The 13,564-nt window shown below is 45.8% G+C and carries 12 protein-coding genes; 1 reads left to right on the forward strand and 11 read right to left on the reverse strand.

Annotated elements, in window-relative coordinates; all coding sequences use genetic code 11:
- The 4 genes from B4C70_RS05010 to B4C70_RS05025 form a co-directional block, all read right to left on the reverse strand.
- Entirely contained in the window at nt 1-885 is an 885-nt protein-coding gene (locus tag B4C70_RS05010; protein ID WP_195864802.1) for a MerR family transcriptional regulator, read from the reverse strand.
- Nucleotides 886-956: 71 nt separating this feature from the next.
- The gene (locus B4C70_RS05015; protein WP_152995552.1) at nt 957-1,151 is read right to left on the reverse strand and encodes a hypothetical protein; all 195 of its coding nucleotides are present in this window, start codon (nt 1,149-1,151) and stop codon (nt 957-959) included.
- 43 nt (nt 1,152-1,194) lie between these two features.
- Nucleotides 1,195-2,625 (reverse strand): RecQ family ATP-dependent DNA helicase, encoded by a 1,431-nt coding sequence (locus B4C70_RS05020; RefSeq protein WP_290777319.1) that lies wholly within the window; start codon nt 2,623-2,625, stop codon nt 1,195-1,197.
- On the reverse strand, nt 2,625-3,647 hold the full coding sequence (locus B4C70_RS05025; protein WP_290777321.1) for a helix-turn-helix domain-containing protein: 1,023 nt from the start codon (nt 3,645-3,647) through the stop codon (nt 2,625-2,627). Before B4C70_RS05025 ends, B4C70_RS05020 begins: the two co-directional genes overlap by 1 nt.
- Before the next feature lie 228 nt (nt 3,648-3,875).
- On the opposite strand from B4C70_RS05025, the gene B4C70_RS05030 reads away from it, so the two are divergent.
- On the forward strand, nt 3,876-4,124 hold the full coding sequence (locus tag B4C70_RS05030) for a ferredoxin (RefSeq protein ID WP_029342027.1): 249 nt from the start codon (nt 3,876-3,878) through the stop codon (nt 4,122-4,124).
- A 129-nt stretch (nt 4,125-4,253) separates the two neighbouring features.
- Here the strand turns inward: B4C70_RS05030 and B4C70_RS05035 are convergent, their stop codons facing one another.
- From B4C70_RS05035 to B4C70_RS05065, 7 genes are all read right to left on the reverse strand, one after another.
- Nucleotides 4,254-5,213, reverse strand: a complete 960-nt coding sequence (locus tag B4C70_RS05035; protein ID WP_023468662.1) for an ABC transporter permease — start codon at nt 5,211-5,213, stop codon at nt 4,254-4,256.
- The gene (locus tag B4C70_RS05040) at nt 5,213-6,283 is read right to left on the reverse strand and encodes an ABC transporter permease (RefSeq protein ID WP_290774961.1); all 1,071 of its coding nucleotides are present in this window, start codon (nt 6,281-6,283) and stop codon (nt 5,213-5,215) included. Before B4C70_RS05040 ends, B4C70_RS05035 begins: the two co-directional genes overlap by 1 nt.
- A complete protein-coding gene (locus B4C70_RS05045; RefSeq protein ID WP_035407107.1) occupies nt 6,280-7,809 on the reverse strand; it encodes an ABC transporter ATP-binding protein in 1,530 nt (509 codons plus the stop codon). Before B4C70_RS05045 ends, B4C70_RS05040 begins: the two co-directional genes overlap by 4 nt.
- A 65-nt stretch (nt 7,810-7,874) precedes the next feature.
- Nucleotides 7,875-8,948: a BMP family lipoprotein gene (locus B4C70_RS05050; protein WP_214854462.1), complete on the reverse strand. Its 1,074-nt coding sequence runs from the start codon at nt 8,946-8,948 to the stop codon at nt 7,875-7,877.
- A 130-nt stretch (nt 8,949-9,078) separates the two neighbouring features.
- Nucleotides 9,079-9,798, reverse strand: a complete 720-nt coding sequence (locus tag B4C70_RS05055) for a GntR family transcriptional regulator (protein WP_023468666.1) — start codon at nt 9,796-9,798, stop codon at nt 9,079-9,081.
- A gap of 222 nt (nt 9,799-10,020) precedes the next feature.
- Nucleotides 10,021-11,034 carry a BMP family lipoprotein gene (locus B4C70_RS05060; RefSeq protein WP_290777323.1) on the reverse strand — a complete coding sequence of 338 codons (1,014 nt, stop codon included), beginning with the start codon at nt 11,032-11,034 and terminating at the stop codon, nt 10,021-10,023.
- Nucleotides 11,035-11,376: 342 nt separating this feature from the next.
- Complete coding sequence (locus tag B4C70_RS05065) at nt 11,377-13,524, reverse strand: DNA translocase FtsK (RefSeq protein ID WP_034786026.1); 2,148 nt, start codon at nt 13,522-13,524, stop codon at nt 11,377-11,379.
- Between the last annotated feature and the right edge of the window lie 40 nt (nt 13,525-13,564).

The raw sequence follows: 13,564 nt of genomic DNA on the forward strand, positions 1-13,564 counted from the left end.
CTATACACCAGTTGTCGGAGTGAGTCGACTTAACCAACTTTTCCAAGATTGATCGTCTGCACCAAGTAAATGTGGACCATACCGTTCCGGCAGCTGATCGACCGCATAACCTCCAAGACCAATCTCAAGATCCGGAAAATCAGCCATCAAACGTGCCAGCGCTTCATCGAGCAACGGTAAATGATCCGATAACGTGCAGGAAAGAATAACGGCTTTCGGTTGCAGCTGGTGTGTGACCGTCACTAAGTCCTGAACCGGTATACCGGAACCGAGGAAAATGACATCAAATCCAGATTGACGTAAGTAAAGCGTGAAGAAAAGTAGCCCAAGTTCGTGTTCTTCTTCCGGCGCGCAGACACAGACGATTCGCGGTAAAAATGGATTGATCGGCATCTGTAACGACAATGTCGAAAGGCGAGCTCTCAGAAATGCCGTCGCAAAATGCTCATGCGCAATCGTGATCTCACCCGACTCCCACTTCACTCCGATCTCATGCAAAAGTGGACCGACGATGTCCTGAATGACTTTATCGAAGCTAAACATCGAGAATGCTTTATTCATGATGTCATGCGCATGTCGTTCTTCAAAGTTCGTCAATGCCTGAAATAACTGATCTCGCAGTTCGACTCCGTAATCGTGCGGTACTTCAGCCCGATTGACAGGCATCTCATACAACTGGATTGCTTTAGAGACAGATAACCCCTCTTTTTGTTTATCGACGATCCAGCGTAATTTCGCGACATCGTTATCACTATAGATGCGATGTCCGGATTCACTTCGATCCGGATCGAGCACCTGATATCTCCGCTCCCAAGCACGAATGGTCGTCGGGTTGAGTCCCACTAACGCAGCGACTGCTTTGATATTATATTTCCCACGATCCATGCATCGTGCCTCCTTCCCCTTCCTTTCTAGTATACGCTGAAAGGAAAAAAATCTCCGTTCACAATGTGCCCTTACATCATGAAACCGATGGAGACGAAGGCGATGATGATCGTGATCATGAGCACCGTCAACGTGATTGCTAACGGATTTTTTCGAAATGGTTGTTTTAATCGCTCGTTTCGAACGTGTTCGATACGCGAAGAACGCGGTGGAAGTGACTGCCCCTCTTCGTTCTGATGCAACCGTCTCTGATCTTGTTTACTCAATGTTCATCACCTTTTCTTAAAAAATATAAGGATATTGTCTAGTTTACACCGAATCTGGTGATGAAAAAAAGACTTGTTCTAAACGCAATTTCCAATCTACCGGTTGATGCGTCCTTCTCTGCACTGGATTTTCCCACTCAATCGTTCCACATATATCACAACAACGTGGTTGTACGATTGCCTGCTCATCAAAATGATGCAACAACATCGAACGGCGACATTCGTTCCGGTGAACGTAGTCCATCATCTGTTTGATCTCTTGTCGTTTCAATTGTTTACGTTCTGTTTGCCACTGGATGATGCGTTCCTTCGACCACCCATTCTCGAGTTGTGATTTAAGTAAGCGGTATGCCGGATCTTCCGGATTAAAACGAAAACGACTTTCCATCTTGGCATAGGATTCGCCTTGATTCATTCCTTGTTGCAATTGATCGATCCACAAGACGGGCGCATATTGCGTGTCGATCAAGTACGTTTGTAGTTGTTCATCTTGAGTAGCGTAGAGTAAGATCGCAGTCGCCTCTTTACCGTCACGTCCGGCACGTCCGACTTCCTGCATGTAAGCTTCGATCGTCGCAGGCATCGTATAGTGAATGACCGTACGGACGTTACCTTTATCGACACCCATTCCGAACGCACTCGTACACACGAGACAATCAATCTCATCATGAAGAAACTGTTGTTGAACAAGCTGGCGATCTTCTATCGTCAACCCAGCATGATAATAGGTCGCGCCGTCAATGATTTCAGCAATTCGTTCCGCTTCTTTACGGGTTGTCGTATAGATGACGCATGGGCGAACGATGCGTTCCATCCACCGATTGACTGCCGCATCCTTTTCTTCTCGATCAACGCGATCGACAACATATTGGATTTCTGGTCGGTTGACAGAACGACGGATGATTTGTGGCTCATGCATACGCAGTTGTGTTTGAATATCTTGCTCAACAGCACGCGTCGCTGTTGCCGTTAAGGCAAGACATGGTGGAAGGCCAAGTTCTTGTCGAATGTGACCAAGTCTTGCATACTCCGGTCGAAATTCGTGTCCCCATTGGGAGATACAATGCGCCTCATCGACGACGAAGAGCGCGATATTGATCTGTTTTAGCCGAGCCCGAATCTGTGGCAGCGCCAGTTGCTCCGGTGATAAGTAAAGATATCGTAGATGTTCGAGTACAGATAAGATCTGCTCCTTCTCTTCTCGTGTCTCGACAGAAGTTAATTTAGCGACAGATCGCTCCCCTCTGCGCTTGATTTGCATGACCTGGTCTTCAATCAACGAGAGTAACGGAGACAAAATCAACGTTAGTCCTTCATTTTGTACATAAGACGGAAATTGATAACAGACAGACTTTCCTCCACCAGTCGGCAAAATTGCTAGTGTATCTGTTCCGTTTAGGATGGAATCGATGATTTGGCGTTGTCCAGGTCGAAATGCTTCGTAGCCAAAATGACGATGCAATAACGCTTCCATTAAATCCCCTCCCATTTGCTACGTGCTAATACCAATCGAATCTGAAAATAAGATATCTCGGATTGCATCTCACTCTTGATCCGTTTCAGCGCGTAGGTTCCGAGTCGCTGTGCAATCTGTCGAACCTCTTCTTGCTGAGATAACGTAACAAAATGATCCAGTGGAAACGAAGGAACATACATTGCAATCTCAACGAGATGATCTTCCATCGTACTATTTTTTAATCGTCTTCGGATCGCAACCGCTTCAACGGTTAATCCCTGTTGTAATAACTCCCATGTCGTTTGCGCAGACTGGGTCATTTTTGACGTGTGTAGATCAACACCTATTTGCTTTAGAAATGGTGTTTTTTCTAAGTCATCGATGCACTTTCGCCAAGCGATCGTAAATTCGTATTGAACACTCTCCATATCCGTTTTCATCATTTGAGCTAATTGCGGATAAGACCATCCTGCCTGCACGCCAGACAAGCGGTAACTGATTAATGTCGCTTCTCGCTCTGGTAAGCGCTCAAGGAGAAATATCAACTCTTGGTGCATATGATGTAACCATTCTGCTCGATTCGAGATGGTCGGAAGAACACTTTTTACCCATTCACGGATGATGGTTTCCTGTTGCACAGGAATAAACGGCTGTTTCGCTTCTAAACAAACCATCGTTTGAACCAAAAGGCTGAGTCGTTTCCACATCATCTCAGCATAACCACGAAGTTCACCACCTAGTTGATCAATGATCGCACGATCCGTTTGCTCTACTAGTTGCGCGCCTTCGTACGTCAGTCGCAGTGTCTCTTGCCGCTCAATCCAATTCTTCTGCGAAAGTTCAGCCAAGATTGTTTCGAATCGCTGTTTACTGACTAATACAGTACCGAATACCGACTCTAAATCATAAAAATGAGCATCTTGCAGAGAAGTCGCTGATTTCTTTCCTTGAAAAACATGATAAAGACTGCGGTCAGATCGTTCATTTCGAAGGCGCTGGATCGATTCCAGAAAAATACGCTCGAGTAAAGAAACTTCCATATGTCACGCTCCCTCCTGTTGTATGTCGTTTCCAAATCAAAGATGATATGCTATTCCTGTTTCACCGTTACGTTTTAGAGAGGCCGTTTGCGGGCATGTGATGATATATACATTTTCTGCTGTCACTTGTGCTTCGTCATTGAAATGCACCGATGAGTCCGATACAATGACATATAGATGAGAACAGCGTGTTTCAATAATGTTTTCGTATAGAGAGGAGACCGTTCAATGGCTAAATTTACGATTGTCGACAAAGATACTTGCATCGCTTGTGGTGCTTGTGGAGCAGCGGCACCAGATATCTATGATTATGATGATGAGGGTTTGGCGTATGTCATTCTTGATGATAACAATGGTACTGCCGAAATTCCAGAAGCATTATTCGACGATATGATTGATGCATTCGAAGGTTGCCCGACGGATTCAATCAAAGTAGCAGATGAATCGTTCGAAGGCGATGCGTTAAAATTCGAATAAGTGAATAAAAAAAGATGTTTCCTCGCGAAGCATCTTTTTTTATTGGACTTTTTCTCATTCAATCTATCGATCATCTAAAAAAACCGGATGTCACCAATTGGCAACATCCGGTCTATGATTAGTAAAAATTTAGCGTTTACCTTTGATATACGGTACACCGACAGCTTTTGGTGCATCCGCACGACCTACGACTCCAGCAAGTGCTAAGATCGTCAATAAATACGGCGCAATCAACAGATACACTTGTGGAATTTGATCGAGTAACGGCAATTGCTGACCGATGATCGAAATCGCTTGAGCGAACCCGAAGAAGAGGGCTGCCCCCATGGCACCGAGTGGGTTCCATTTTCCGAAGATCATCGCCGCAATCGCGAGGAAGCCTTGACCGAGAATCGTCGTCACACTGAAGTTCAATGAAATCGACGTCGCGTAGACAGCACCAGCAAGACCGCCGAAACCACCAGAGATCATGACGCCGATGAAACGCATCTTCGTGACGTTGATTCCCATCGTGTCCGCTGCCATCGGGTGTTCCCCGACAGAACGTAAACGAAGACCAAATGGTGTCTTGAAGATGATGTACCATGCGACGAACGCGAGAACGATCGCGATATACGATGTGTAGTAGACGTTCGCGAAGAACATCTTCAAGACTGGAATATCAGACAAGAATGGTACATTTTCTTTCGAAATCCGGTTTGGAATCGAATCTGTCTGTCCTTTACTGTAAAGTGCACGGACAAGGAAGATCGCAAGACCGACTGCGAGCAAGTTGATCGCTACTCCAAGAACCGTTTGGTCTGCTCGGAATAGGATTGCCGGAATCGCAAGGAACAGTGAGAAGACCGCTCCGACGACGATCGCGATGAGCATCGCAAGCCAAGGACTCGCAGCACCTAAGCCCATTTTCGATAAAGTCAATGCCGTGACGACACCTGTGAAGGCACCCATGACCATTAATCCTTCTAACGCGATGTTGACGACGCCAGAACGTTCACTGAAAATGCCGCCAAGTGCTGCAATGATCAACGGAGCCGAATAGGCAAGTGCGATTGGCACGATGATATAAAGTACTTCAAGAAAGCCCATTACTGACCGGCTCCTTTCGCTTTTTTAGATTCTTTCTTAACTGCGAACTTCTCGATGACGAGACGAATCGCGTATCCAGAAGCCACGAAGATGATGATGAACGCAATGATAATTTTGATCAGTTCCGGTGGAATACCAATCTGTTGCATCGACAGACCACCGATATTGAGTCCTGCAAATAGTAATGCAGCGAGCACGACGCCGATCGGATTATTCGCACCTAACAAGGCAACCGCGATCCCGTCGAATCCAACACCAGTGAAGGACGCATTCAGCGTCATGTTTTGGAACGTCCCAAGACCTTCCATCGCCCCAGCAAGACCAGCGAACACACCTGAGATGACGAACGATAAGATGATATTGCGGTTAACGCCCATCCCTGCATATTCAGCAGCATTCTTATTGAATCCAACAGCTCGAAGTTCATAACCGAGTGTTGTTTTCCAAAGAATAAACCAGAAGACGAGTGCAGCGATGATTGCGATGAAAATTCCGTTATGAAGACGTGAGAAATCCGTGATCTCTTGTAAGAACGGTGACGCAAGTGATGCTGATTCCTTGATTGTCTCCGTCCGCTCATTCGTAATGCCGATGACATGACGTAAAATATCGTTCGTGACGTATAACGCGATATAGTTCATCATGATCGACGTGATGACTTCATGTACGTGGAATTTCGCTTTTAAGATACCAGGAATCGATGCCCAAAGCGCACCTGCTAAACCTGCTCCAATCAAAGCGAGTGGTAAATGAACAACTGTCGGAAAATCAAACTTGATTCCAATCCAGACTGCAACCATCCAGCCGACGAGTACTTGACCTTCGACACCGATGTTAAAAAGTCCTGTCCGAAAAGCAAACGCGACAGCAAGACCCGCGAAGATCAATGGAGCCGCCGCACGCAATGTTTCACCGATGCTGTACGGTTCGCCAAAAATACCATAGAATAATTGATCAAACCCAGCAATCGGATCATACCCACCAATGAGCATGACGATTGCCCCGACGACCATCCCAAGCACGATGGAAAGAATCGGAATGAGGATGCCGTAAAAACGCTCTAACTTCATGAATGACCTACCTCCTCTTTCTTACCGCCGGCCATCAGGAAGCCAAGCTCAATTTCGTTCGTTTCTTTCGGATCCAAGAAGGCCACTGTTTTTCCTTCATATAACACGGCAATCCGGTCAGAGACTTGTAGAATTTCTTCGAGTTCGAATGAAATCAACAAGACAGCACGACCTTTTTCGCGCTCAAGAACCAATTGTTCATGAATGAACTCGATTGCCCCAACATCAAGCCCCCGAGTCGGCTGAGCCGCAATCAGCAAATCTGGAGAACGATCGACTTCACGCGCAATGATCGCTTTTTGCTGGTTACCACCAGACAAGGCACGAGCGAACGTCTCTGGGCTTGGAGTTCGGACGTCGAACTTCTCGATGAGCGTTTTGGCTTTTTCCATGACTTGTTTATAGTTCATGATGCCTGCTTTTGAGTACGGTTGTTTGTAGTACGTTTGTAAGACCATGTTATGTCCAATCGAATAATCAAGGACAAGTCCATGTTTATGTCGGTCTTGTGGGATGTGACCGACACCTGATTCCGTTACTTTCCGTGGCTTCAGGTTTTTAATCGATTTGTTGTTGAGGAAGATTTCGCCACTGTCTGCTTTACGAAGACCTGTAATGGCTTCAATCAATTCCGTTTGTCCGTTCCCGTCGATTCCGGCAATTCCAACGATTTCTCCGGCACGAATGTCGAGATTCAACCCATCGACTGCTTTGATGCCACGACCGTCCTTGACGACTAGATTCTTGATATCGAGGACGAGTTCTTGTGGAGTTGCCTTGGAATACTCCGCATTAAAGTTGACTTCACGACCTACCATCATTTCAGCAAGACGCGACTGTGTCATCGTCTCATCAATATCGACCGTGCCGATATATTTACCACGGCGAATCGTCGTACAGCGATCAGCTACTTCCATGATTTCTTTCAGTTTATGCGTAATGAGGATAATCGACTTTCCTTCCGCAATCAAGCGATTCATGATTTGAATCAATTCTTTGATCTCTTGCGGTGTCAAAACAGCAGATGGTTCATCAAAGATCAAGATGTCTGCCCCACGGTACAACGTCTTCAAAATTTCAACACGTTGTTGCATTCCGACTGAAATATCCTCGATTTTTGCATCAGGATCAACAGCAAGACCATACTGTTCAGAAATCTGGCGTACCTTTTCACGCGCCGATGCACGATCAATCTTAATCCCTGTACGTGGCTCTGCACCTAAAATGATGTTTTCAGTAACAGTGAAATTTTGAACGAGCATGAAGTGTTGGTGCACCATGCCGATTCCAAGATCATTCGCGACGTTCGGACTCGTAATATTGACTTTTTCACCACGTACACGAATTTCTCCAGCCTCAGGCTGATACAAACCAAATAAGACGTTCATCAGCGTCGATTTTCCGGCACCGTTTTCACCAAGTAAAGCGTGAATCTCACCTTTCCGAAGCTGGAGCGTGATATTATCATTTGCGACGAAATTGCCAAACTCTTTTCTGATGTTCAGCATTTCAATGACGTATTCCAAGAAAATCCACTCCCATGTTTAGTTTAAAAGGGGAGTCGCAATGCTAGCGACCCCCGCTTTCATTATTATTTAAGTGACGCTTCGTACTCTTTATACTCGTCGTCAGTCGATGGAACTTTAATGTCACCATCGATGATTTGTTTTTTGTACTCTTCGACTTTGTCGAGTGCTTCTTTTGAGACGTTGTCTTTTGAAGGTGCGATATCGACACCGCCGTCTTTTAGACCGAACTCAACGACTTTACCTGCTGGGAATTTGCCGTCCTTCGTGTCTTTCGCGACTTGCTCTACTGCTGTATCCACACGTTTGACCATTGATGTCAATGTGACGTTCTCTGGCATACCTTCTTCGACTTGGTCACGGTCTACACCGATAACCCAAACATCTTCACCGTTCTTTTTACGGTTTTTCGCTTCTGTGAATACCCCTTGTCCAGTACCACCAGCTGCGTGATAGATGACGTCGACTTTTTTACCGTACATACCTGAAGCGATTGCTTGTCCTTTTTCTGCAGCGTTGAAATCTTCTGCGTATTGAATTTCGATTTCCGCTTTCGGGTTAGCCGCTTTAACACCTGCTTTAAATCCGCTTTCGAACTTTTTGATCAAGTCCGAGTTGACACCACCGACAAATCCAACTTTATCCGTTTTCGTCGTTAGACCTGCAACGACACCAACGAGGAACGAACCTTCGTTTTCTTTGAAGACGATTGACGCGACGTTTGGTTTATCAACGACTTGGTCAACGAGTGCGAAGTTGTTCTTTTTGAACTGATCCGCTACTTTACCGATATCTTCAGCCATCAAGAAACCAATCCCGAGAATTAAGTCGTATTTTGCACGTGCTAATTGCTGAAGGTTCGGTTGATAGTCTGATTGTTTTGCAGATTGGAGATATTTATAGCCAGTACCTTCTTTTAAGTCATTGTCTTTCCCGAACTTTTGGATACCTTCCCAAGCAGATTGGTTGAATGATTTATCATCCACGCCACCTGTATCTGTAACCATACCTACTTTAAAGCCTTCTGATTTGCTGCCGTTACCTGAATCTTTCGAATCGTCGTTGCCACCACATGCTGCAAGGACGGAACTCATTGCTAAACCTGTTGCTGCTAATGCGAGAAGTGACTTCTTTTTCATCTGGAAAAATCCCCTTTCGAATATGGTCATACAAAGTTCAAGACTACGTCTAGCACCTGAGGCTGGCGATGAGGAGCGTTACGTAGGTTTTGACGGGAAGCGCTTTCAGTATTCATCCTAAAACCATGGCTCACACACGTTTACGGATGACGTGGAAATCGAACTTATCTGCTCGGAAATAGTTCGCTGAAAAAAGAACGGAACGGTCGAGCTCATCATAATGCGTTTGACGCAACGCGAGCAAAGGTTGGTCCGTATGTAATTGTTCAGCGATTTTCGGATCAATACGTGGCTCGATGTGCGTCACGGCATGCGTGACACGTCGTCCAAGTTCTTTTTCTAAAGCATCAAATAATGATGTCGAAGAGGTGAACTGCTCTTCATTTTTAATATAATGGCTTGGAATCTTATCGATACAATAGACGACAGGAACATCCCCTGCGAGTCGGATTCGTTCGATTCGATAAACCAATTCATCCGGACCAAGTTGAAAACGCTCTCGGTCGCGCTCAGTCGGTTGGACCATCTCGGATGATAACACTTCTGATGTCGGAACCATACCTGCGCGCGCAATCATTTCTGTTACGCTGTACAATTCTTCGATTCCAGAAGTAAACGGTGGTCTTGCATTGATAAACGTACCGACACCGTGTTTACGGATGACGATGTTCTCATCTTCAAGAATTCGTAATGCCTCTCGAAGAGTAGCTCGACTGACGCCAAGTTGCTTTGAAAGTTCAAACTCTGAAGGGAGCTTCTCGCCTTCCTTGTAAACGCCGTCATCGATGTCAGACTTGATCTTTTCAATCACACGTAAATAAAGCAAACGATGATCTAATTTAATCGACATGACGCATCTCCATCCTCTATCTAGTTGTAACCAGTGCTCAGACTTCTGACGTATGAGAACTCCAGCCAAGATAAGTATATGACGCCCAACACAATCCTGCAATCATTTTGTAACAGGTTAGAAGTCTGACTTCTGGCGCTTTTGTAACCCTTTTCATAACGCAATCAATAATGGAAGAAAATAGGGCATTCTACCTAAGAATGCCCCTTCTTTTTTCAACGCTTATTGCTCAGGTACTTCGATTTTTCCAGAAACGACATCTGATTTTGCTTTCTCAAGCGCAGTCAACGTCTTCTTCGAAATCTTTTCAGATGGTACGATATCAACTCCATCTTCTTTCAGACCATAACGAATCGTTTTGCCGCCCTCGAGTTTACCATCCTTCGCTGCGTTTGCTGTATCTTCGACTGCACGGTCGACACGTTTGATGACAGAAGTCATCGTAACATCTTCCGGCATACCCTCTTCTTTTTGGTCTCGGTCGACACCAATGACTGAGACATTTTCACCGTTTTTCTTACGGTTCTTCGCCTCTGTGAAGACACCATTTCCTGTACCACCTGCTGCTGGGAAGATGATATCTGCGCCTTTACCATACATTCCAGCTGCGATCGCTTGACCTTTTTCTGGAGCTGCGAAGTCTTCCGCATATTGGACATCGATTTTAATCTTCGGATTGACGGACTTAGCACCTGCTTCGAAACCGGCACGGAAACGCTCGATGACGTCCATCTTCATCCCACCAACGAAACCGATATGATCTTTTTTCGTCTCCATTGCAGCAACGATCCCTGCAAGATATGCTCCTTCATTTTCCTTGAATGTGATCGACGTGACGTTCTTTCCTTCAACGACGTTATCGATGATTGCGAATTGTGTGTCTTTGAATTGATCAGCAACTGTTTTGATATCCTCATTGAACGTGTTCCCGATTCCGAAAACTAAATCTTCTCCCCCACGAGCAAGACGCGATAGATTCGGTTGATAATCTTGTTGCGATTTAGATTGTAGATAAGAGAACCCTTCATTCTTTTGAAGTTTGTTGTCTTTACCGTACGCTTGCAGACCTTCCCAAGCGGATTGGTTGAACGATTTATCATCGATACCACCCTTATCGGCTACCATCGCAACAGAGAATTGATCTTTTTGATCGGCTTTCTCACCTGAACCACCACAAGCAGCAAGACCAACCGTCGCTACTGACATCATCGATACGATTACCTGTTTCTTCTCCATTTCATCCATCTCCTCTGCAATTATGAGAGCGCTTTCATTATCTATTTGTGAAAAAGCCGCTCCCAGCCCTCGTGTTGAAGGTCGGTCACTCATATGACTGAGTATGCCAAAAACACTACTGAAAATCAACAGACGTCTGACAACTATTTTCATGAAAGCGATTTTATTTTTGATACATTTATGAATTTTTCCAGTCATTTCTATTTATACAAAATCATCATGTCTTTTTTTCATATGTCTTTTCTTGTCTTTTCTTTTTTTGAGATACCGGGTTTTCTCTATACATTTTTCTAGAAAAGAAAAGGAAGCCCCGGAATATTCCACGACTTCCTTTCTACTCGATTAACGTCCCATGACGCGACGTGGTTTAGATCCTTCAGATGGACCAATTAGACCGTTTTCTTCTAACGCATCAATAAGACGGGCAGCTCGGTTGTAACCGATGCGGTACTTTCGTTGAATCATCGACGTTGATGCCGTCTCTTGTGTCAGAATGAACTGGACGACCTCATCGTAAAGTGGATCGTCGACCTCTGTTTCGCCCTCTGGTACATCTTTTGGAATCATCGCTTCAACATACTGTGCCTTTTGCTGACTGATGACATGATTGACGACCTTCTCGACTTCTTCGTCCGATAAAAAGGCTCCTTGTACGCGGACCGGTTTGTTCATGCCGTTACCAAGTAACAACATATCTCCTCGTCCGAGCAATTTATCAGCGCCTCCTGTATCAAGAATCGTCCGCGAGTCGGTCGCACTTGATACACTGAATGCGATCCGCGACGGGATATTCGCCTTGATGACACCGGTGATGATGTCAACACTCGGACGCTGCGTCGCAATGACCATATGAATTCCTGCTGCTCGCGCCATTTGTGCAAGTCGCATGATCGCATCTTCGACTTCGTTTGACGCGACCATCATCAAGTCAGCTAACTCATCGACGATGACAACGATGTACGGTAATCGTTGATGCACTTTCTCCTCTGCGTTCATCTTATCAATCAGTGCATTGTAGCCTTCGATGTTGCGCGCTCCGTTTTGACTGAAGATCTCATAACGGCGTTCCATTTCCGAGACGACCTGTTTTAATGCCTGTGCCGCTTTTTTAGGATCGGTGACGACGGGCGCTAAGAGGTGCGGAATGCCGTTGTAGACATTCAATTCGACCATTTTCGGGTCAATCATCATCAAGCGGACTTCATCCGGTCGTGCCCGCATCAATATCGAGACAATCATCCCATTGATACAGACCGATTTACCGGAACCCGTCGAACCGGCAACTAAGACGTGTGGCATCTTATTCAACTTCGCTGTCACCGTCTCACCAGAAATGCTTCGTCCGAGTGCAACGAGCAAACGATCGCTGTCGGATTGGACGCTCTCCGCTCCTAGTACTTCTCGAAGTGATACCATGGCGACTTCACGGTTCGGCACCTCGATTCCAACAGCCGCTTTACCCGGAATCGGTGCTTCGATCCGGATATCTTTTGCGGCTAACGCTAGCGCTAAGTCATCGGCGAGTCCCGTGATTCGACTAAGCTTGATTCCTTGTTTTGGTTCAATCTCGTACTTCGTAACACTTGGTCCGAGATGAATCTTTAAGACTTTTGCTCCGATCCCGAATGACTTTAAGGTCGCAATCAATTTCGTCGCATTGTCCTTCAGTCGTTTGTTCTCACCGGACAAGTCTTTTGATGTTGGTTCTGCTAACAAATCAAGCGACGGCAATTGATAACCGTCGGGTGTCTCTGTCATCGTCAACGGTCCTTGTGTCTCCGCTGCTTGCGGTTCAACATGATCCGTGAAACCGATGATCGGAACATCTTGAATGTTAACGGAAGGATCTTCTGCTTCCTGTTCCGTTTCGATCGGTTCCTCGACAGTTGCTGGTCGCAACGTCTTCGGTTTTTTCTCACGAACTGGTTTCGCTTTCAACTCTTTTTCGACACGAGGACGTGGTGTTCGTTCACGATTGCGAAACTCTTCTGCACGTTCCCGGAGCCCAAGCCACAGCTCACCATAAAACGATGGGCGTAGGATATGAACGGCCGTTCCGATGAAGAACAGACCAATCAAGAAGGCACCCGCGCTCGAAATATAATAAGCTGCGTTTTGATAGAGCCATCCATTGAGAATGCCACGCGGTGCTCCGAGCAATAGATCAATCCAGACGACTGAACCCATCAGTAACATCGACCATGCCCATTTCTGAGCACGCGACGCATTCGAGAGGAGTAAAAGTAGCACAGCACCGATTCCACCATATAATAAGGAACCGAACTGACCAATTAACCGCTCTCCTCCATCGGCTAGCGTCAGTCCGACTTTCCCGAACTCCCCGAAAGCGAGAACGAAAGCTAGTAATGAGACGATTGCGATGATGGTCGCATATGTACGATACGCAATCGGCTGACGTTGTTTCTTCGCTGCCGGTCGTTTCCGTGGCGGCGTTTTTTTTCGTACAGGTTTTCGTTTCGTCGTCGCCATACGTCATCCCTCCTGATAAAAAAACGGCTCAGTGGACCAG

The organism is Exiguobacterium sp. UBA5002, from assembly GCF_002396765.1.
Taxonomy (GTDB): domain Bacteria; phylum Bacillota; class Bacilli; order Exiguobacteriales; family Exiguobacteriaceae; genus Exiguobacterium_A.

Bases quoted from the DNA above. Each gene is read 5' to 3' on its own strand.
- B4C70_RS05010 (WP_195864802.1), bottom strand. From the start codon at position 885: ATGGATCGTGGGAAATATAATATCAAAGCAGTCGCTGCGTTAGTGGGA.
- B4C70_RS05020 (WP_290777319.1), bottom strand. From the start codon at position 2,625: ATGGAAGCGTTATTGCATCGTCATTTTGGCTACGAAGCATTTCGACCT.
- B4C70_RS05025 (WP_290777321.1), bottom strand. From the start codon at position 3,647: ATGGAAGTTTCTTTACTCGAGCGTATTTTTCTGGAATCGATCCAGCGC.
- B4C70_RS05030 (WP_029342027.1), top strand. From the start codon at position 3,876: ATGGCTAAATTTACGATTGTCGACAAAGATACTTGCATCGCTTGTGGT.
- B4C70_RS05035 (WP_023468662.1), bottom strand. From the start codon at position 5,213: ATGGGCTTTCTTGAAGTACTTTATATCATCGTGCCAATCGCACTTGCC.
- B4C70_RS05040 (WP_290774961.1), bottom strand. From the start codon at position 6,283: ATGAAGTTAGAGCGTTTTTACGGCATCCTCATTCCGATTCTTTCCATC.
- B4C70_RS05050 (WP_214854462.1), bottom strand. From the start codon at position 8,948: ATGAAAAAGAAGTCACTTCTCGCATTAGCAGCAACAGGTTTAGCAATG.
- B4C70_RS05055 (WP_023468666.1), bottom strand. From the start codon at position 9,798: ATGTCGATTAAATTAGATCATCGTTTGCTTTATTTACGTGTGATTGAA.
- B4C70_RS05060 (WP_290777323.1), bottom strand. From the start codon at position 11,034: ATGGAGAAGAAACAGGTAATCGTATCGATGATGTCAGTAGCGACGGTT.
- B4C70_RS05065 (WP_034786026.1), bottom strand. From the start codon at position 13,524: ATGGCGACGACGAAACGAAAACCTGTACGAAAAAAAACGCCGCCACGG.